This is a genomic window from Sutcliffiella horikoshii (assembly GCF_020524325.1).
Lineage (GTDB): Bacteria > Bacillota > Bacilli > Bacillales > Bacillaceae_I > Sutcliffiella_A > Sutcliffiella_A horikoshii_D.
Window position 1 is genome coordinate 131,956 of the sequence record NZ_JAIVKY010000005.1, and the last position, 20,533, is coordinate 152,488.

23 protein-coding genes are annotated in these 20,533 nt (G+C 40.3%); 17 read left to right on the top strand and 6 right to left on the bottom strand.

Features of this window, described 5'->3' with window-relative positions:
* Positions 1-101: 101 nt before the first annotated feature.
* The 3 genes from leuC (at position 102) to LC091_RS05495 (ending at position 3,844) form a co-directional block, all read left to right on the top strand.
* Positions 102-1,523, top strand: coding sequence for a 3-isopropylmalate dehydratase large subunit (gene leuC / locus LC091_RS05485; RefSeq protein ID WP_226680933.1), 1,422 nt, complete (start codon positions 102-104; stop codon positions 1,521-1,523).
* Complete coding sequence (gene leuD / locus LC091_RS05490) at positions 1,523-2,113, top strand: 3-isopropylmalate dehydratase small subunit (protein WP_226680935.1); 591 nt, start codon at positions 1,523-1,525, stop codon at positions 2,111-2,113. The genes leuC and leuD overlap by 1 nt, the downstream gene beginning before the upstream one ends.
* Before the next feature lie 777 nt (positions 2,114-2,890).
* Positions 2,891-3,844: a DUF6612 family protein gene (locus tag LC091_RS05495; protein WP_226680937.1), complete on the top strand. Its 954-nt coding sequence runs from the start codon at positions 2,891-2,893 to the stop codon at positions 3,842-3,844.
* A gap of 43 nt (positions 3,845-3,887) precedes the next feature.
* Here LC091_RS05495 and LC091_RS05500 read toward each other — a convergent pair whose 3' ends face one another.
* Positions 3,888-4,442: a C40 family peptidase gene (locus LC091_RS05500; RefSeq protein WP_226681323.1), complete on the bottom strand. Its 555-nt coding sequence runs from the start codon at positions 4,440-4,442 to the stop codon at positions 3,888-3,890.
* A 104-nt stretch (positions 4,443-4,546) separates the two neighbouring features.
* On the opposite strand from LC091_RS05500, the gene LC091_RS05505 reads away from it, so the two are divergent.
* From LC091_RS05505 to LC091_RS05520, 4 genes are all read left to right on the top strand, one after another.
* On the top strand, positions 4,547-5,473 hold the full coding sequence (locus tag LC091_RS05505; RefSeq protein ID WP_226680938.1) for a phosphatidate cytidylyltransferase: 927 nt from the start codon (positions 4,547-4,549) through the stop codon (positions 5,471-5,473).
* Between the two features lie 83 nt (positions 5,474-5,556).
* Entirely contained in the window at positions 5,557-6,489 is a 933-nt protein-coding gene (locus tag LC091_RS05510; protein ID WP_226680940.1) for a nucleoside hydrolase, read from the top strand.
* 35 nt (positions 6,490-6,524) lie between these two features.
* A complete protein-coding gene (locus LC091_RS05515) occupies positions 6,525-7,088 on the top strand; it encodes a sugar O-acetyltransferase (protein ID WP_226680942.1) in 564 nt (187 codons plus the stop codon).
* Between the two features lie 132 nt (positions 7,089-7,220).
* Positions 7,221-7,613, top strand: coding sequence for a hypothetical protein (locus tag LC091_RS05520; RefSeq protein ID WP_148986730.1), 393 nt, complete (start codon positions 7,221-7,223; stop codon positions 7,611-7,613).
* Positions 7,614-7,630: 17 nt separating this feature from the next.
* On the opposite strand, the gene LC091_RS05525 is transcribed toward LC091_RS05520, so the two are convergent.
* Positions 7,631-8,776 carry a glycosyltransferase gene (locus tag LC091_RS05525; RefSeq protein ID WP_226680943.1) on the bottom strand — a complete coding sequence of 382 codons (1,146 nt, stop codon included), beginning with the start codon at positions 8,774-8,776 and terminating at the stop codon, positions 7,631-7,633.
* A gap of 83 nt (positions 8,777-8,859) precedes the next feature.
* Positions 8,860-10,062 carry a GTP-binding protein gene (locus LC091_RS05530; RefSeq protein ID WP_226681324.1) on the bottom strand — a complete coding sequence of 401 codons (1,203 nt, stop codon included), beginning with the start codon at positions 10,060-10,062 and terminating at the stop codon, positions 8,860-8,862.
* 503 nt (positions 10,063-10,565) lie between these two features.
* Between LC091_RS05530 and spoIIP the strand changes: the two genes are divergently transcribed.
* The 8 genes from spoIIP (at position 10,566) to safA (ending at position 16,749) form a co-directional block, all read left to right on the top strand.
* Positions 10,566-11,657 (top strand): stage II sporulation protein P, encoded by a 1,092-nt coding sequence (gene spoIIP, locus LC091_RS05535; protein ID WP_226680945.1) that lies wholly within the window; start codon positions 10,566-10,568, stop codon positions 11,655-11,657.
* A 7-nt stretch (positions 11,658-11,664) separates the two neighbouring features.
* The gene (locus tag LC091_RS05540) at positions 11,665-11,826 is read left to right on the top strand and encodes a hypothetical protein (protein WP_226680947.1); all 162 of its coding nucleotides are present in this window, start codon (positions 11,665-11,667) and stop codon (positions 11,824-11,826) included.
* A gap of 278 nt (positions 11,827-12,104) precedes the next feature.
* Complete coding sequence (locus LC091_RS05545) at positions 12,105-12,941, top strand: hypothetical protein (RefSeq protein WP_226680949.1); 837 nt, start codon at positions 12,105-12,107, stop codon at positions 12,939-12,941.
* Positions 12,942-13,072: 131 nt separating this feature from the next.
* Positions 13,073-13,717, top strand: a complete 645-nt coding sequence (locus tag LC091_RS05550; protein WP_226680951.1) for an SDR family oxidoreductase — start codon at positions 13,073-13,075, stop codon at positions 13,715-13,717.
* Between the two features lie 378 nt (positions 13,718-14,095).
* On the top strand, positions 14,096-14,674 hold the full coding sequence (locus tag LC091_RS05555; RefSeq protein WP_226680953.1) for a YdcF family protein: 579 nt from the start codon (positions 14,096-14,098) through the stop codon (positions 14,672-14,674).
* Positions 14,675-14,763: 89 nt separating this feature from the next.
* A complete protein-coding gene (locus LC091_RS05560; protein WP_226680954.1) occupies positions 14,764-15,231 on the top strand; it encodes a threonine/serine exporter family protein in 468 nt (155 codons plus the stop codon).
* Positions 15,232-15,987, top strand: a complete 756-nt coding sequence (locus LC091_RS05565; protein ID WP_226680956.1) for a threonine/serine exporter family protein — start codon at positions 15,232-15,234, stop codon at positions 15,985-15,987.
* A gap of 141 nt (positions 15,988-16,128) precedes the next feature.
* Positions 16,129-16,749 carry a SafA/ExsA family spore coat assembly protein gene (gene safA / locus LC091_RS05570; RefSeq protein WP_226680958.1) on the top strand — a complete coding sequence of 207 codons (621 nt, stop codon included), beginning with the start codon at positions 16,129-16,131 and terminating at the stop codon, positions 16,747-16,749.
* Positions 16,750-16,801: 52 nt separating this feature from the next.
* Here safA and LC091_RS05575 read toward each other — a convergent pair whose 3' ends face one another.
* From LC091_RS05575 to nagA, 3 genes are read right to left on the bottom strand one after another with little or no spacing between them, the layout of a single operon-like run.
* The gene (locus LC091_RS05575; RefSeq protein WP_226680960.1) at positions 16,802-17,527 is read right to left on the bottom strand and encodes a GntR family transcriptional regulator; all 726 of its coding nucleotides are present in this window, start codon (positions 17,525-17,527) and stop codon (positions 16,802-16,804) included.
* Positions 17,528-17,546: 19 nt separating this feature from the next.
* Positions 17,547-18,284: a glucosamine-6-phosphate deaminase gene (nagB, locus tag LC091_RS05580; protein WP_226680962.1), complete on the bottom strand. Its 738-nt coding sequence runs from the start codon at positions 18,282-18,284 to the stop codon at positions 17,547-17,549.
* A 4-nt stretch (positions 18,285-18,288) separates the two neighbouring features.
* Positions 18,289-19,479 carry an N-acetylglucosamine-6-phosphate deacetylase gene (gene nagA / locus LC091_RS05585; protein WP_226680964.1) on the bottom strand — a complete coding sequence of 397 codons (1,191 nt, stop codon included), beginning with the start codon at positions 19,477-19,479 and terminating at the stop codon, positions 18,289-18,291.
* A gap of 191 nt (positions 19,480-19,670) precedes the next feature.
* On the opposite strand from nagA, the gene LC091_RS05590 reads away from it, so the two are divergent.
* Both LC091_RS05590 and LC091_RS05595 read left to right on the top strand, forming a co-directional pair.
* Positions 19,671-20,177: a GNAT family N-acetyltransferase gene (locus LC091_RS05590; protein ID WP_226680965.1), complete on the top strand. Its 507-nt coding sequence runs from the start codon at positions 19,671-19,673 to the stop codon at positions 20,175-20,177.
* 11 nt (positions 20,178-20,188) lie between these two features.
* On the top strand, positions 20,189-20,527 hold the full coding sequence (locus LC091_RS05595; RefSeq protein ID WP_226680968.1) for a hypothetical protein: 339 nt from the start codon (positions 20,189-20,191) through the stop codon (positions 20,525-20,527).
* The last annotated feature ends 6 nt before the right edge of the window (positions 20,528-20,533 follow it).

Consider the following 20,533-nt stretch of genomic DNA (forward strand, 5'->3'; position numbering starts at 1 on the left):
GACGAGGAGGCTCAAGCACCGTCCCGCGGAAAGCGAACACCTGGAACGGAAATCGAAAGGAGTTAAACAGAGATAATGATGAAAAACGGAAGGTGAGTGACATGCAGCCAAGAACACTATTCGAAAAAATATGGGAACGTCATACAGTAGTAAAAGAGGAGAACAAACCAAGCCTGTTGTACATCGACCTCCACTTGGTGCACGAAGTCACCTCTCCTCAAGCATTTGAGGGACTCCGTCTATCAAGAAGAAAAGTAAGACAACCAGACCTAACCTTTGCAACCATGGACCACAATGTCCCAACCATCAACCCATTCCATGTGACAGACGAAATCGCCTCCAAACAAATGACCACACTGGAAGCAAACTGCAAAGAATTCGGTATAAGGCTCGCAGACCTCCACAGCGCTGAACAAGGTATTGTCCATGTAATCGGTCCTGAACTCGGGCTGACTTTACCAGGCAAAACGATCGTTTGCGGTGACAGCCATACCTCCACCCACGGAGCATTTGGTGCCTTAGCATTTGGAATTGGAACAAGCGAAGTGGAGCATGTCCTTGCGACACAATGCTTGTGGCAGTCAAAGCCCAAGACGTTAAAAGTAGATTTCACAGGACTGAGGCCACTAGGAGTCTCTGCCAAAGATCTCATCTTAGCTGTGATTGCAACATACGGAACAGATTTCGGCACAGGATACGTGCTTGAATTTACCGGAAAAGTGATTGAGGACATGTCTATGGAAGAACGCATGACCATCTGTAATATGGCTATTGAAGCTGGTGCCCGTGCAGGACTAGTCGCACCGGATGAAACGACTTTTTCCTATTTAAAAGGAAGAAAATATGCCCCTGTTGGAGAGGAACGTGATAAGGCAGAAGTGGATTGGTACTCCCTTCGCTCAGATGATGGTGCGGTTTATGATAAAGAAATCGAATTTGATATTACTAATCTCGAACCTCAAGTAACATGGGGAACGAATCCATCCATGGGCACAAGTATCAGCGGCAGGGTGCCAGATCCTGCAACCATTGAACATGAAGGAGAAAGAAAATCTGTCGCCCAAGCAATCGACTATATGGGTCTGACCCCAGGTATGAAAATATCTGATATTGCCATTGATTATGTTTTCATCGGATCCTGTACCAATTCCCGTATTGAAGATCTGCGAAAAGCTGCTGAAGTGGTAAAAGGAAGGTCCGTTTCACCACAAGTTACTGCACTTGTCGTGCCAGGTTCCAAGCAAGTGAAAAAACAGGCGGAAGAAGAAGGCCTTCATGAAGTATTTTTAGAGGCAGGGTTTGAATGGAGAGAGGCAGGCTGCAGCATGTGTCTTAGCATGAACCCAGATGTTGTCCCAGCAGGGAAAAGATGTGCCTCCACCTCCAACCGCAACTTTGAAGGCAGACAAGGGAGAGGAGCTAGAACTCATCTTGTCAGTCCTGCCATGGCCGCCGCCGCTGCAATTAGCGGCCGATTTGTTAATGTAAATGAATGGGGATATGAAAAAGAGGAGGTCGTCTAATGGAAGCACTTATCAATCATATCGGAAAAGTAATTCCCTTGGATAAGGCCAACGTTGATACAGATCAAATTATTCCGAAGCAATTTTTGAAAAGAATTGAACGAACAGGATTTGGTCAATTTCTCTTTTATGATTGGCGCTTTGAAGCAAATGGAGTTAAGAATGATTCCTTTATCATGAATGACGCGAAGTTCGAAGGTGCATCCATTCTATTGGCCAGAAAGAATTTTGGTTGTGGTTCCTCTCGTGAACACGCACCATGGGCACTCAAGGACTATGGAATCAAAGTGGTCATTGCGCCATCTTTTGCAGATATTTTTTATAACAACTGCTTTAAAAACGGGATTTTACCGGTTGTTTTAAAAGAAGAAGAGGTAGAGGAGCTTTTCGAAAAATCTTCCAATCAGACTCTGGAATTGGAGGTAGATCTTGAGTTCCAGGAGGTTTGTGTTGGAAATGACTTAAAGTATCATTTTGAAGCAGATGAGTATCGGAAGCAGATGCTGTTGAAAGGACTAGACGATATCGGCCTGACGGAAATGTATACCGATGAGATTTATGAATATGAACAAACAAGAAAAGTTTACTAGATTAGTGAAGACCATCGCCTTTTGAGTATAGGTGATGGTTTTTTCATTGAAAGATAAGAAAATATATAATTCAGTTGATTTCCGTTCCAGGCGCTTCGCTTATCCGAAGGGCGGTCCGTGAGCCTCCTCAGGCTTCGCCTTCCGGGGTCTCACCTGTCCCTTCCTCCCGCGGGCGTCTGCGCGCCTTCCACTCTAATCAACAAGGTGGTTCCATTCACCTCACCTAAGGGATTAAGAAAGGCACCTAACCGAGTTAACTTAAAATGAAGTAACCTATCGTTCAAGTAACTTCTAGCTGTGGATTGGAGCTAATGGCGAAGACTCCTACGGGGGAGTAGCGGCAATGTTGAGACCCCACAGGCTTGCTTAGGAGGCTCAAGGTCGCCCTGTTGAAAGGAACAGTGATGATTATCCAAGTTTTATAAGGCTGGGAGTTTCATGCCCGTCTTTTTTTTTGAATTTATTATGTTAGGTAGAATCTAAACACGCGAAGCCCCTCCTAAAGAGGGGGAAATGTCTAATAGAAGCGGTCTAAATGCCCGAAGCCTGGTCTAAAGAGAAGGAAAAGTCTATTAGAAGAAATCTATCTAGGCATATTTTACTGATTATCCCTAATTTTGAAACCAACTAGCCTTCCCTCTCGTATTTAAAGATGAGAAACAAAGAGTTTACTAGAAAATATTTACTTATAAACTTTTTGTTAATACTGTTATTTTTATCCTTTATAAGGGTAAAAGAAAATAGTCTATAAAACAATTGGGAACAGGAGAGGATTATGTGAAATCTTTGAAAATGATGTTGGTGGGAATACTGGCTGTTATGTTACTTACAGCTTGCGGTAATTCCTCCAATGGGGCTAGTGGGAATGCAGAAGCGGAAGAGACGACTACTGAGGAAACAACTAACAGCACTACTGAGGTAGAGGAAGTGGATGCATCAGAAGAAGCAGTAGAACAAGAAGAATTGACCGCAGAAGAAGTGCTACAAAAATCCACAGAAGCGATGGCAGCACTTTCTAGCTATTCCATGGAAATGATCTCGGATCAAGAAATTACCATGGCAGGGGAAGACACAATTAAAATGGTTACCACTACCACTACAGATATGTCATTAAACCCAATGGCAATGTATCAGGTTACTTCTATTGAGGATGCTGATGGAATGATGGAGGGCATGGAAAATGAATCGTATTTCTCAGAAGACGGTTTCTTCATGTACGATTCCATGGCTGAGCAATGGTTTAAAATGCCTGAAGAATTTACTGCACAGTTAAACGCAATGTCCGAAATGCAAGGAAGTCCTGCAGAACAGTTGGAGATGCTTAAAGACTACACCGATAAGATTACTATGACAGAAGAAGAAGGCCACTATGTGTTGAACTTTGAAGGATCTGGAGAACAATTTAATGAAATGGCAGGCATGATTGGCGGTATGATGGGAGACGGCATGGGAGAAATGATGCAAGAGATGCTCTCCATGATGACAGTTAATCAATTAAGTTATTTGGTTCATATTGATAAAGAAAGCTTTTATCAAACAAAGGTTTTATTAAATATGGATATGGAAATGGATGTTGACGGGGAAAAAGTGTCAAGCATCCAGGTGATGGATTCCACACTAACGAACTTTGATGAGGTTGGGGAAATTACAGTTCCTCAAGAAGTCATTGACAGTGCACAGGAAATTACCCAAGAAGATCTTGAACAAATGGAACAGCAAGGCAGCTACTAAATAAGTAAGGGAGGAGCCATTATTAAAGGTTCCTCCCTTCTTTTTACGTTATTCGTAATCTTACAGGTTTATAGTCATACAGCTTTCCTTCGTATACCCATTCCAACCGTTCGCTTTGCCTGAAATCATCAGGTGTGACAAGCGAGGGGAGTTTATCCCATAACTTTATACCTGAGCGATGAAGCACATCTGAAACAAACTGAGAACAGAAATAACTAGAATCAATTTCGACTGGTTCATTTATGGAAACGCCGATAACGCCCAGCAAATTATAGAACCATTTCGTTTCTTTTTTTTGAAATACCCCTATAATTCTCCTCATTTTTTCAACTTCCCGTTTAGTAACCTTCATTTTATATAACACACAAGTGGTGCCTGGATATTTTCTATATGTTCCATTCTCTACATCTTCCCGAACAAAGCCGCCATTAAAAGGGTTGCTGGGTCGTTTCCTACCAAAACTGTATAACTCCTTTAACTCACTGTCAAAGGAAATAGAGACGTGATTATAAGGGGCTTTCGTGTATTTTTTTATAGATTTGGTAAATAAGGTACCTGTATCAGTAAGTAATATGTAAACATATGTATCTTCCATCATTCCAACACCTTTTTTAAAAATAATTTCTATTATTATATTATATAATTTCTCTTGACCAAAATTAACCATTAATTTCATAATAATAGGTAGATAGGGGGATTTTTATGTTTATTTTCGAGATAGAGGCAGTCATAACTTTATTAGTCATAGCTTTTGGATTAAGTCTATTTAGTATTATTTTTTACATAGTGAAGAGGAATACAACTTCAAAGGACTTTTCGGATTTAACAGTACGGGTGAAGACGTGGTGGGGAATGCTCGCAGTATTTAGTATCGCCACCTTGTTTCATCCGCTTGTATCCTTATTTGCTCTCATGTTTTTATGTTTTTTTTCTTTAAAAGAATATTTCTCAATTTTGCGAACCCGTAAGGTCGACAGACAATTATTTTTGTGGGCATATCTCTCCATTCCCATCCAGTTTTATTGGATTTACATCGGGTGGTATGGCATGTTCATCGTATTTATTCCAGTCTATGTATTTCTATTCTTACCTTTGCCGAGGATCCTTGGGAAAGGAACGGTCGGATTTCTTCGTTCCGTCAGCTCCACCCAATGGGGTTTGATGCTGATGGTTTTCGGACTGAGTCATCTGGCTTTTTACCAAGTTGCAACTCCTGAGTATGGTGCAAACCTTGTGTTATATTTAGTTGTTCTGACTCAATTGCATGATGTAATTCAATATTTGATTTCCCTATATATCGGAAAAAAGAAGGTCATCCCTTCATCCAACCCGAACATCACGTGGGAGGGGTTTTTGATCTCCACTTTTGTGACAACAGGAGTTTCCTATAATCTATTTGCCTACTTAACTCCATTAAATGAATTGTTCGGCTTATTATCGGGGCTGATTATAAGTGTGGCTTGTTTTGGAGGAAGTTTGGCGGTATCTGTTTTGAAACGTGACCTTTTAGTCGGTGATGACGAAAAGGCGTCTGTATTGAAGAAAAGCTATTTGACAAGAGTGGATAGTCTTGCATATTCCGCTCCAATATTCTTTCACGTGATTCGTTATTACTTTGATTTTATGTAAGAAAACAAATACATCTTTCGAATCACATATTTTTACACTAATCCTAATAATTTACAATAATAGGTTATTAGGAGGATTGATGTATGAAGCTGCTTATTTTTTGTGATCCAGGAATTGATGATGCAATGGCTTTAATTTATGCGCTACTTCATCCTAACATAGAAGTTCTGGGACTTGTTTGTAGCTACGGAAATGTAGATAAGATTACTGCCGCTAATAATGCAGCGTATATTTTACAATTGGCTGGCAGGATGGATATCCCGATATTTAATGGTGCGGAGATGCCGGTCTCCGGAGAACTTGCCAATTATTATCCGGAGATACATGGAGAAGATGGTATCGGCCCTATAAAAGTGAAAAAGGGCACCTACCAGTTTAAAATTCATAACCTTGGTGAGGTATTTGATATTATTAAACAAAATAAAGATTTAGTTATTGCGGACCTTGGAAGATCGACCACCTTGGCTGCATGTTTCTTATTAAACAGGGAAGTGATGGGTGAGGTAAAAGAACTGCATATAATGGGTGGAGCTTTCATGGTACCAGGGAATGTTACCCCTGTTGCAGAAGCAAATTTCTATGGTGATCCGACTTCAGCCAATTTACTATTAGCTCATGGGAAAAAAGTTTTCCTTACCCCTCTAAATGTCACTCAAAAGGCAATCATTACGAATGATTATGCAGAAGCTCTGGAGTACTATAGTAAAAATAAATTTAGAGATATATACGTCCCGATTGTAAAATATTATGCAAAGGCTTATTCAAGGCTTGTGCCTGGAATGGTGGGTGCCCCTTTTCATGATTTGTTAACGGTCTATTCTACTGCCCATCAAGAAAGATTGCAGTACTTGGCTAAGAAGGTACATGTCGTGGTAGAAGGAAAAACAAGGGGAAAATCGTATGCAGACTTCCGACATATGGACTCGGATGATGAGAGTAAACATCACATTGCGTTAGGTTTCGACTACGAGCACTTTTTGCAAGAAGTTTTTCATGTATTAACAAGGCCACTATAATAAGAGAAGCTTCGCTAATTGAAGGAGGAAAAAAAGTGCCTACAGAAAAAGAAAAAATGCTCGCTGGAGAATTGTACAAACCTTGGGACCCACAGTTAATGGAGGAGAGAGTCAACGCAAGAAGGTTGAGTCGACTAATTAACGAAACCACGGAAACAGAAGGGGATAGAAGAGTAGAACTCCTAAAGGAACTTTTCGGGTCTACTGGGAAAAACGTTTACCTCGAACCAAACTTCCGTTGCGACTATGGATACAATATTCATGTAGGAGAAAACTTCTTCGCAAACTTTGATTGCTGCATCCTTGATGTGTGCAAAGTAGAGTTTGGAGATAACTGTATGCTAGCACCTGGCGTACATATTTATACGGCAACACACCCGATTGATTCTGGGGAAAGAAACAAAGGGCCAGAATACGGGATCCCGGTAAAAATCGGTCATAATGTCTGGATTGGAGGCAGTGCCGTCATTAATCCAGGAGTTACAATCGGTGATAACGTGGTGGTGGCATCTGGTGCCGTTGTGACAAAAGACGTTCCTCCAAATGTAGTAGTTGGAGGAAACCCAGCGCGAGTCATAAAAGAAATCGAAGTAAAATAAAGAATCTATCATTTTTTCTAGCAATCGTTGCATATAATGTAACGATTCTTCTTTTGTTTATCTATATTTTTCAGTGGTTCTAGTTTAGCTGCGGAACTGTACATACTAGTGTATTTGGTGGGAGGGACGGTTTTGGAAAAAGAAGAGCATTCTTTATTTGATCAACCAATAATAGCCTTTGGCTTGCCGATACTTATTATGCTGTTTGGTGTGTTTTTGCTAGTGGAAGCCCATAATTCTGGGAAATTGAAGTACATCCCAGTTGTTTTCATTCTACTTGGTTTGTCGGAAATTATCCGAGCTGTGATGAGACGACATTATCGTCCTACAAAGAGAAAACGTGCTGAAATTAATCAGAAAAGTGGACATGTTGCATACATTCTCATGGCTACAAGTGTGGTATGTTCGGTTCTGCTTTTAATTATGGAGCGAATTTCCGTGGAGATGGTTTTATATGTACAGTTGTCGATGGCGATTGTAGTATATCCGTTGTTGAAATTGATTTTGCTTGTGCGGCATTACTAAAGTGACGGGGTGTCCCGTCACTTTTTTAGTTGTTTAATGGAATAGAAAGTGCCTCTCCAAATAATACCGCCTCTGTGAATAGTGAGGATGGTTGCCCGCGCAATACTATAGATGAAAAGTAAAACAGTAATAGGAAATACAGTTAGGTAAATATTTGCGCCTTTTGCCATTTTGTTTGCGGTTGCGTTGTAAGCAAGGAATAACATCAATATGCTTAACAGGAAAATTAGTTGAGTGGTTCCACTCGTCACAAACAAGGCGATAAAAGGGAAGAGTTGAGATAGAAACAATCCAGTAATAGCAAACAAAACCATGAAGTAACTATAAAAGAGTCCTGCAAAGGTGTTCTTTTCTAATCCAACAAGTGCCGAACGCAGGTCAGGATACCATTCTACTTCCAGGTGGGTGAGCGCGAGAGCCAAGTGTTGTTTCTTTCCGGCCTCTTTGATCTGCCTCCCAAGCATCAAGTCATCATCTGGCCTCATTTTGATATTTTTATGCGTCCCGATTTTCTCATAGGCATCTCTAGTCAGAAGGTTGAAAGCTCCAATCCCAATAGCAGATTTACTTTTGGAATCATTGGATTTCCAAGGCCTTTTAAAATAACCAAATCCGAAAAGGAAAAAGGATACGAACGCATTCGTCCAGAAACTGCTTCCCTTTAAGTTTGGCGCAAGTGTTAAATGGTCGAGTTTTTGGTTCTGAAAATATGACACTGCTTTTGAGACAGTATCTTTCTTGAATATGATGTCTGCGTCTGTAAAAAGGATATATTCGCCTTTGCTTTGAAGGTAGCCTTTATACAATGCGTGATTTTTCCCAAGCCAACCTTCATCTAGATGTTCTATATGGATGCATTTCATTCTTGGTTCGATTGTTGTCAATTGATCAATTATGGTGCCAGTCCGGTCAGTGGAGCGGTCGTTCACGACAATCCATTCAATATTGTGATAGGTTTGTTGAAATTGAGATACCAGGCTAGCTTCTATATGCTTTTCTTCATCTTTGGCTGCGACGATGATGGAAAGAAGGGGACCGCTATTATGGAAGTTGGTATCTTCTTGCACATTTTCTATTTTTGTAATTTTTCTCATCCCAATCTTCGCATCAAGCCAGACAGCAAACCAGAATAGAAAAGTAAACATTCCTAAATAGAGCATCATGGAACCTCCAGTAGTTGATTATTGTATTTTACCAGAAGGGTAATTGAAAAAGCACCTCATGAGGTGCTTTCAGCTTGTAGATGTTATACGGTTTGCTTGTTAACTGTCCATGGAAAAGGATCAGGAAATGAAGACCAATCTTGATCAAATTCTTCAGGAGTCAATAGACAGCTGTCCAGCTCTCTTGTCAGCTCCCCACGGTCCATATCCACTCCAATTAGGACTAGCTTTGTCATTCTATCTCCGAATTCAGGATCCCATTCATCTAACAAGTGTGGATTTTCCTTTATCACGGCTTCTTGTTCCAATTTGGGAAGAGATGCTACCCAGTAGGAAACCGGTTGTAGTTGAACTGATGGCCCTGCTTGAGAAAAGAGAAGCGCTACATTATTTCTAGTGGCACACCACACAATCCCTTTGGCTCTTACAACTTCTTCTGGAAGAGCCGCATACCACTCACTGAAACGCTCAGAAGAGAATGGTAGCTTGCGCTGATAAACAAAAGAGGAGATTCCATATTCTTCAGTTTCTGGAGTGTGCTGTTGATGACCAGCTTGGAGCTCCTTCAACCAGCCAGCAGATGCACTTGCCTTGTCAAAATCAAATTTCCCAGTGTTCAATATAGAATAAGGAGAGACATTGGAATTTGTTGATCTAATAATTGTTGCCTCAGGTTGGAGTGTTTTAAGTACTTTCTCCAGTTTTACTAGTTCTTCTTCCGAAACTAGATCGCATTTGTTTAAGATGAGAACATCACAAAACTCAATTTGGTCTATTAATAAATCCGCAATCTCTCTTGTATCTTCCTCACTCATTGCCTCTTTTCTGTCCAAAAGGCTATCTCCAGATTCAAAATCATGCCAGAAACGATATGAATCCACTACCGTCACCATCGTATCAAGTCTGCAAAACTTGGTTAAATCAATACCAAGCTCTTCATCAATATAAGAAAAAGTTTGCGCAACCGGAACCGGTTCACTTATCCCTGTGGATTCAATCAGAATGTAATCAATATCTCCGGCAGTAGCCAGTTTCTCCACTTCTACAAGCAAGTCCTCACGAAGGGTACAGCAAATGCATCCATTAGACATCTCCACCAGTTTTTCGTCTGTGCGAGAAAGGCTTCCACCCTGCCTTACCAAGCCAGCATCAATATTTACTTCACTCATGTCATTCACAATGACTGCTACTTTCAATCCATCTCTATTATGTAATACATGATTTAAAAGAGTCGTTTTACCGGCACCTAAATAACCACTAAGAACTGTCACAGGTATTTTTTTTATTGTCATTTTTGGAAATCTCCTTTAATCTATAAATAGTAATCATTACGATTTATATACTAACTTAGTATGGTTGCTATGTAAAGAGATTTTATGGTTCTTTAAATTTTGATATGGTAGAATATAGTAATGAAGCTTAAAAGGTTGTGTTAGGGATGATCTGGGTATTTTTTATTAGCTTTACTGTACTTGTCGCTGTTTTCTTCTATTTTCTAAATCTATCATTAAAAAAACATCATGAAATCTATGGCAGCAAATTCGTACGCCCCTCCATGTGTGTGTCATGCGGCAGGGAATACTTTAATAGTGCATCTAATTTCTGCGATGGTTGCAAGAGTAGGGGATAAGTAAGAGGAGATGAGCCGGTTAGTAGGTTCATCTTTTTTCTTTTTCACCTTCTAATTTCTATCAAGGAAGCATACAAATTAGATAGAAAGGAGGAGGGAAAGATAGAGTCTACAAAACGAACAAGTTTTTTTCTATTCATTAATAACACCGTAATATTCATGGTGATCTTATTTATCGTCATTTCCACCATTACTAGCGTCTTATCTACTAAACTCTCCTCTGAATATGTTGGTAATATATTAAGAAAGGTGCAGTCAACAGAACTGTATTTGAACATTATTCAGACACAAAATCACTATTTGACTGGCAAGGATGTCGAGGTTCCAAAGCTCCCAATCATGGAATTAACATTTGAACTGGCAACCAACCTGAAACCTTATGATATTAGAAGTTTTTTGGGAAATGAAATTCCTGGATTTTTTGCATATGATACACAGTTTTATGTCGCGGGAAAAGGAACCGACTATACTGATATCCCATTTGAATCCTCGGCCCCTATGGAAGTGCTCCTAAAAGAGCGTGAGATAGCAGAGGAAATGCTGCTTGTCGATGAAAAAGAGGAGGAACCGAACACTGCCCCAGAGAAGGCTATGGATGAGACAATTGTGCATATCTATCAATCTCATAGTTGGGAATCTTACCTGCCACTTTTAAGGGGAGTAAGTGAACCGGATGATGCAACGAGCAATAACCCTGAGGTTAATGTAATAGCAGTTGGAAAGATGCTTAAAAATGAACTTGCCGATAAAGGAATAAAAGCGAATCATGATACAAGAAATGTCCCGAAGGATCTTGCTGCAAGAGGTTGGAATTACAACCACTCTTACCAATATTCTAGGGAAACCGTAGAAGCAGCTATGACGTTTAATAGTGATGTGGAATATTTAATTGATATTCACCGTGACGCTTTACGAAAAGAAAAGACAACCGAAGTGATAGATGGAAAAAGCTACGCTAGGCTTTTGTTTGTAGTGGGGACAGCTCATAAAGACTTTGAAAAAAATCTAGAATTTGCCGAGCGTATTCATCATGCTATTGAGAAAAAGTACCCTGGCCTGAGCAGAGGAGTCATTCCTAAAGGAAAGTCAACTGGTAATGGGTTGTATAATCAAGACCTCTCAAACCGAGCCATTCTTTTAGAAGTTGGAGGGGTGGACAACAACTTGGAAGAAGCGCGAAACTCCATTAAGGCATTTGCAGATATTTATAGTGAAATCGTATGGGAAGAACGTGAAGCTGGAGAGTTTTGATAAAGGAGTGAGCAGGATTAAATATACATTTTTTTGGCTGATAGTTATGTTTGTAGCTATAGTTATTTCGTTTAATTACTTTCATTGGATTGCTACTTTGGCTTCCTTGTTTGCAGGAGTGATTGTAGTTTCTATTTCATTGTTTGAGGATTTTTATATGGCGAAATGAAGGGGGCAGGATATTATTGTGCTCTTTTTTTCGAGGATTGGGGAAAATTGTGAGGGTGGTTAACGTAATTCAGGATGGTTCTGCAATTTATTCATGTCCTTCTACCATTAACTTTTGACCTTCTACATTTCCCGGACTAGCTTCTACATTTCCCAGTCGAGGTTCAACCGTTAAATTTATATCTTCTACCTTTCTGAATTCCTTATCTTTTGAAGGAAATTAACATACTTTCATAGAAATAGTAGAACTACAAACAGTTAGGAGATGATTAAAAATGTGTGGGATTTTTAACTAAACATAAACAAAGAGATGCTAGCTTACCTGCAGAAAGGCAGAAGATTAGAGAGGTCATCTACAAGGACTTAGTCCAGGACCCTAACATTCTAGCATTCTTCTATGGAGGTTCTCTTGCGAAAGGAAACGAGGATCTCTACTCCGATCTAGACCTGCGTATAGTAGTAAAAGATGAAGCATTCGAGACATATCGTTCAAAGAAAAAAGAACGGGCAACAAACTGGGGAGATGTTTTGTATTATGAAGATTTCCCATCTGCCACATACTCCATTGCTCACTACCGTTCTTTTATAAAAGTCGACACTTTTTATTATCGCCAATCAGATTTGCACCCTTCCGTATATTTAAAGCACCTGTTGATTGAGCATGATCCACATGGAATTCTGCATCAATTAAGAGACAAGTCGCAGTCACTTACCTATCTATTTTCGGAGCAAGAATTTGAGGTGTGGCGAGGCAAGTTCTTTGCTTATCTGCATGAAGTTTATCGCCGGGTTCAACGAGGGGAGTATAATTACGCTTTTCAAATGGTGGATTCTCTGAGCTATTCCATTGTTATTGGTTGGTATGTGGAAATGGGGGAAGTCCCAAATTCATTTGGTGACTGGTCGAAAGTTGAAGGGCCGAGGAGTCCTTTGAGTGAAGAACAACAGCGTCTACTGGAACAATGGGATACTAAAAATCGAGATGCCAAAGAATTGTTTACGATTTCAAGAAGTCAGAAAGCAGAGTTTATCCGGATCCACAGTACTCTTGCTGAAAGGATAGGGATACCTGTAAATCAAGCCTGGATAAATGAAATTATTGATATGGTTTTATAAATAAAAAGCAGCATGTGCTCAAACATGTTGCTTTTTCTATTTTTCAGGGAATAGTAAACGTGAGCAGTTCATTTGCTATCATTTTATGCATTTGTCATAATGCACACAAAAGAAAAGGGAGAGTGTTATCAATGAAAGTAACAGTAGTTGGAGCAAACGGTCAGATTGGAAAACAACTTGTGCATTTCTTAAAAGATGAAGAAGGATACACTCCTATCGCAATGGTGCGTAAAGAAGAGCAAGCAGATAGTTTTGCTAAAGATGGGATTGAATCCGTATTGGCGGATTTAGAAGGTTCGGTGGAAGATCTAGCCAATGCTTTTAAAGGCAGTGATGCAGTGGTATTCACAGCTGGTTCTGGAGGAAACACTGGTTCAGACATGACATTATTAATTGATTTGGATGGAGCAGCGAAAACAGTGGAAGCGGCGGAAAAGGCCGGTATCTCCCGTTATGTGATGGTTAGTGCGTTCCAAGCGGACAATCGCAAAAATTGGAACGACGACCTTCGTCCATACTATGTAGCAAAACATTATGCAGATAAGGTTTTAATGGCAAGCGGCTTGGATTACACGATTGTGCGACCAGGTGGTTTAGTAAATGAATCAGGTACTGGCAAGGTGAAAATCGGGGACAATATTGAACCTGGATCAATTGCTAGGGAAGATGTTGCCAAAGTATTGCTAGCAGTAATAGGGGCTAAAAATACGTATGGCGCTGCGTTTGACGTAGTTGCTGGTGAAGAAAGTGTAGAGAAAGCTGTGAGTAAGATATAATTAGGGAAGGCTAGACTGTCTCTTAAGAGGAGGCAGTCTTTTTATTTGCCTGTTTTTAAGTTATTTTCCAAACAGCGAATTTTATTTTCCGTTAGAGAAATTTACGAACCGTTTGATATTCACTCTTGATATTGGTCTACCAACTATTCATCTTTCCATCTTCGTTTTAGTTTGTACAATTTAGTCCTAACCTTCTACCATAAAAAGACGCCCTTCTACATTTCCCGGACTAGCTTCTACATTTCCCAAGCCCACTTCGACATCTAAAACCTAATGTTCTACAATTCAACCATCAAAATAAATAAACCTGAAACCAATCCCACCTCCATTTCGTTATAGTAGTAATAGAAAAAACAAAACCAGATAAGGAAAAACAAAATGATAACTAAAAAGCGAGTAAAAACGTTAACGAAAATCGTAATGGTTCCACTACTAATCTACCTGATCATCGTCCACTCTCTCATCTATCAGACTGCTAAACAGGAACCTCCCAAAGATGTGGATTACCTAATCGTCCTTGGCGCACGAGTAAAGGGGGAAGTGATGACGAAAGCACTGCTATTCAGGGTTGAGGCAGCGCTAGAGTACTTGAAAAATAATCCGAATACCAAAGTCATCGCATCAGGCGGACAAGGGCCAGGAGAGGATATTACGGAAGCTGAGGCAATGAGAAGATATTTTGTGTCACATGGCATTAGTGAGGATAGAATCATATTGGAAGACCAATCGACTACTACGTTTGAAAACCTCTCCTTTTCAAAATCTTTAATGGAAGACGGTGCCTCTGTTACGATTGTGAGCAATGATTTTCATGTGTATCGGGCTTCTGTTATTGGGAAGAGACTTGATTTTGCCGAGGTTCATACACTTGCAGGGAAGACTCCGACAATAGCAATTTTCAAATTATGGTCACGGGAGTATTTTGCGGTAGCGAAAACATGGTTCGTAGATAAGTAATGGAATGATGAAACCTCCTGCCAATAGGAGGTTTTTTCTATCCCCACTTTCCTATATAATAAGCAGTACTAGAAAAATGAGGTGACAGCATGCTATATATTCTTTCGCAGTTAGTGTTCAGCTTCATAGCGGCAGCTGGTTTTGGAGTCCTGTTTAATGCACCGAGAAGGGCATTGATTCATTGCGGCACGGTTGGGATGATCGGGTGGATTTTTTACATAGTTTTGGCCGATGCCGGTGTGGATTCGGTGGTGGCTTCGTTTGTTGGCGCATTTATGGTGGCGCTTGTGGGTCATATTATGGCGAAGCGTTTCAGGATGCCGATGATTATATTCAGTGTGGCAGGAATCATCCCGCTTGTACCGGGTGGTTTGGCGTATAATACGATGCGGCAAATTGCGGAGAATGATTATCTTGCTGCCATTCCATTAGCGGCAAAGGCATTTATGATATCAGGCGCCATCGCAATGGGGCTAGTGTTTGCTGAGGTTATCATGCAGGTTATCATGAATATCATAAAGCGGGCGTCTACTAATGTTAAGCGTGAGGTGAGTTAGGTGACAAAAGAAATGACAGAGCGGGAAACGGAGAAAATTCTGGAGGTCTGCCTGCTTGCCGGAAGAATTATGATGGAAGGGGGAGCGGAAACATACCGGGTGGAGGATACGATGACAAGGATTGCAGCATCGTACGGTATTACAGAAACACACAGTTTTGTTACTCCTACAGGAATCATTGTATCGCTTCAAGGAGATAACCCTACCCGTCTAGTGAGAATTAATTCTAGAACCACAGATTTAGAAAAGGTCGCACAAGTTAATCAGATTTCTCGTAAAATTGCTGCAGGGGAGCTTTCTGTGCAAGGTGCTCATCAATCATTAATCAAATTAGAAGAATCGCATCTTCTTTTTCCAATAAGTTATCAGATTCTAGCTGCGGCCTTTGTAAGCGGCTCTTTCCTAATTATGTTCAAAGGTGTATGGACGGATTTCCTACCGGCAATGATAGCTGGGGGTATGGGGTATTCGGGTCTTCTACTGATCCAACATTACACGAGGGTTAAGTTTTTTGCAGAGTTTTTCGCATCCTTAATCATTGGTCTTGTCTCGCTGGCGATGGTAACCTTTGGATTTGGGATGGAGCTGGATAAAATAATCATTGGTTCTGTTATGCCATTGGTTCCTGGCCTGCTTATCACCAATGCGGTACGAGACCTGATGGTGGGACATTTCGTTTCAGGTTTATCCAAAGGAGCAGAGGCGCTTTTTACAGCCTTTGCCATTGGAGCAGGCGTGGCGGTTGTCTTCCTTTGAACTGCCATCCGCCAAACCGTCCCCGCCTTAACGTTGGAAGATATTTCTCATTACAGTCATGACAGGCAATTAACAGTATATTTCGTTATTTTACAATAATTACTTGTTTTCAATGAGTGGAAATCATATTAGATTAATAGTATGAAAACTTTACAGAAAGTCCTCATAACTTTGTCGGTTGTCGCACTAGTCTTAGGTGGAAATACAGCTGCCCTGGCAGCTACTACTCACACTGTTCAATCCGGTGATACGATGTGGAAGATCGCGGTGAAATATCAGGTTGGAGTATCTGAATTGATTGCAGCGAATTCATCCATCAATAACCCTGACTTAATCTATCCAGGTCAAAGAATTACTATTCCAGAAAAAGGGGAGGGGCAAACACAAGAAGAGCAGGTTGCTAAATTAGTAAACCAGGAACGTGCTAAATACGGGTTAAAGCCTTTGAAACTGAACTGGGAGTTATCTAGAGTTGCAAGATATAAATCTCAGGATATGATTGATAAAAGGTATTTCAGCCACACGTCGCCAACATATGGATCTCCATTCGATATGATTCGTAACTTTGGTATTTCTTACCGATCAGCAGGTGAAAACATTGCTGCTGGGCAACAAACACCACAAGAGGTCATGAATGCTTGGATGAACAGTGAAGGGCATCGCAAAAATATTTTATCAAACCAATATACGGAAATTGGAGTGGGCTATGCGAAAGGTGGCCAATATGGTCATTACTGGACGCAAATGTTCATCTCAAGATAAAACGAAAGGCGGTACCTCACCAAGAGGATACCGCCTTTCGTTATGAAAACGTCTAATTTCTCTCCATTTTGATCTGAAACTTATATCGGTCTCCTCTATAAACGGATTTAACAAGTTCTAGAGGAGTTCCATCATGGAGAAAGGTGTTGCGTTGAATATATAACATCGGATGATCTTTCTCAATATACAATAGTTTTTCATGTTCTTCTGAGGCCCTAACTGATTCTATCAATTGTTCCGCATGGGTTATTCGTAAACCCAGTTTCTCTTCTACATAGGAATATATAGAGGCCTTGACCTCCTCTTCTGTGAGGCCTTTTACCAAGTTCGCAGAAAGGTAGTTCGTTTCAAGGGCCATTGGCTCCCCATCAGCAAGGCGGATTCTCTTTATTTCATATACAGGTGCGTATTCTCTTATTTTCAATTCATTAGCGATAAAACTGTTTGCCGGAATGATTTCAAAGTGGATCAATTTACTGGTTGGAGTCATGCCGCGTTTTTTCATATCTTCTGTAAAGCTAGTCAAACCTTGAAGAGGCTGCTCGATCTTTTTTTCAGAGACAAAAGTGCCACTTCCTTTTTTTCTGTATAGAAGACCTTCATTAACAAGGGAATTTATAGCCTGTCTTACTGTCATTCGGCTGATTCCATAGCTCTCGGCATATTCTCTTTCCGATGGGATATTTTCACCAGGCAAGATGTATCCCGATTCAATTTGGTTTTTTATAAAAGATTCCAATTGATAATAAATTGGAATAGGTGATGTTTTATCAATCATTTAGGGTATTTCGCTCCTTTCAAGCAATAATGCTGGAAGTGTCGAGTACAGATTGGTCTGCCAAGATTTTCACACATGGGTGCTTTTTCAAAATAGAAGCGGGGAAGTCCTCTGATATCTCGCCATATAACAATTGCTCATATGCTTGTCTTTTGTTGGCGCCGGCTACGAGCAGAAGGATTTCTTTGGCATCCATAATAGAGTTGATGCCCATTGTAATGGCATGTGTTGGTACATCTTCTATGTTTTCAAAGAATCGTGAATTCGCCTTTCTGGTGGAATCCGTCAACTCCACAATATGTGTCCTACTTGAAAAAGAAGTGCCAGGTTCGTTAAAACCAATATGCCCGTTAGCTCCAAGTCCCAAGATTTGAAGGTCAATTGGTCCATGCTTCTTTAATTTCTCCTCGTAAAGGCTGCATTCATGTTGTGGGTGAGGGCTCATTCCATCGGGAATAAATGTGTATTCATGTTGAATGTCTATATGCTGAAAAAGATGTTTTTCCATAAAAGCATAATAGCTGTTTGAATTTTTTTTGCTCATCCCCACATACTCATCCAGATTAAATGTAGTAACATTCCGATAGCATGTTCCCATTGTTATATGATCCTTTATTAACTGTTCATACATCCCGGTCGGAGTGCTTCCGGTGGCAAGCCCGAGAACAATATGAGGATTTTCTTGCACTTTTCTTGAAACATACGACGCTGCTTCTTTACTTAACGCCTCATAAGAAGTTGTAGTGATGATATCCATGCTTTTACTCTCCTTTATACGACAGAATCCCTTTGCAGAAGGTCATTTTCACATGCATTTCTTCATCTAAAATAACAATATCTGCATCCTTGCCGATCGCTATGCTACCTTTTCGATCCCAGACGCAAAGTCGTTTGGCAGGATTGACTGATGCCATTCGAATTGCTTCCTGCATCGTGCAATCGGTGAATTTCTTCATATTCCTAACCGCGTCATTCATTTTCAATACACTTCCGGCCAGAGTTCCATCTTCAAGAAGGGCGGTCTGATTCTCCACCATCACTTTCTGGCCTCCAAGCTCATACTCTCCATCTTCCAACCATTTTGCTCTCATGGAATCGGTTATTAATAGAATGTTATCCACACCTTTAGCAAGAAATGTTGTTTTTACCATGGCAGGATGAACATGTATCCCGTCAGCAATCATTTCCAAAAAGAGTTCAGGATGGGCCAAGCCAGCACCTGCTACGCCTGGTTCACGGTGATGACTTCCGCGCATTCCGTTGAAAAAGTGGGTAATATGTTCAGCACCCGCTTCCATTGCTTCTACTACCTCAGTATATAAAGCATCGGAATGCCCGATGGAGGCGATGACTCCTGTATCGGAAAGAAATTTGACCAGTTCCAAACCATTTTTACCTTCAGGTGCCAACGTAACCAACTTAATGTGATTGCCAGACTCAGACTGGAATTGGCAAAATGTTTCCACTGATGGTTCTAAAATAAAGGCAGGTGGCTGTGCACCAGCGCGTTTTTTATTGATAAAAGGTCCCTCAAGATGCACTCCCAATGCTTCGCTTCCAACATGATTCTGTTTTTGATTAGAAATGAAAGAATTAACATTCTGCAATGCTCTTTCTAGTTCCGATTTTTCTTGCGTTATGGTGGTCGCTAAAAAACTAGTGGTTCCCTCTTTTGGTAGAGTCGTTGCCATCGTTTCGATACAATCCTTTTTTGCATCCATCACATCGGCTCCATTTAATCCGTGGATGTGTATGTCAATAAAGCCTGGAGAGGCATATAAGCTTTCCGATATATGGATTTCCGTCAGATTTTCATCGTTGTTGTAATTTTCTATGGGACCAAAGTCAGCGATTTTCCCCTCTTTAATCATGACATATCCATTTTGGATTACTTCCTCTTCCGTAACGATCTTCATGGAGAGGAGAGAATAACTATTTGGTTGAGAAGCCATATAGAAGTCACCTTTTTCTATTTATTATATGTATAGTTTAGCAAAAATATGTCTAGTTGTATATACCAATTTACTTATTGGTATATACAAATTTCGTCGCGCAAATTCCAAAATTATTCTATCCAATTTTCTTATGAAATAATATACTATTAACAGAATAGAAGCATAGAATACTAGAAAGGTGACTCATCATGAATAACTTGACTATCGATATAAGAAATGCTGTTATAGAAGACTTACCCGAAATAGTTTCGATCTATAATTCCACTATAGAAAGCAGGATGGTGACTGCTGATACTTCTCCAGTCACAGTGGAAAGTAGAAAGGAATGGTTTGATAAACATAATAAAAATAGACCCTTAAAGGTAGTGGAACTGAATAATCAGATTTGTGCCTGGATAAGTTTTCAAAATTTTTACGGTCGTCCTGCCTATCAGGCAACAGCAGAGGTAAGTATTTACCTTAGCGAAGAAATTAGAGGGAAGGGACTCGGGGCAAAGATATTAGAAAAAGCAATGGAAGAATGTCCAGCTCTTCAAATCGAGAATTTATTGGCATTCATTTTTGCACATAATGTCCCAAGTATTCGCTTGTTTGAGAAATATGGATTTGAAAAATGGGGATATCTCCCTGGTGTCGCGGAACTTGATTCTGTAAAAAGGGATTTGATTATCTTGGGGAGAAAAATAGTAGAGTAGGAGGAAGTAGAATGAAATGGAAATGGGGGCTCATCATTTTCACAGGCATACTACTAGTGACAGGAACACTACTTGCATTCAATGAAGAGGTAAGGGGAGCAGCAAAGTTAGCCTTGACCGGTTCACCTGTTGTAACACTTTCCGCAGAAGAAGATTCAAAAACAGTCATGGCAAAAATGAACGAAGGCACAGGATTACAGGATGTACTTTCCCATGTTGAAGAAAACGGTTGGGTATTTGAAGAACAATTAGGTTCTACCTTTCTTTTTTCAAGAGGGGATGAGAGTCTCGTTATCATGTTAAAGATGTGGACAAACCAATATATTGTAGCAGAGATGACAGAGGGGTAGGGAGAT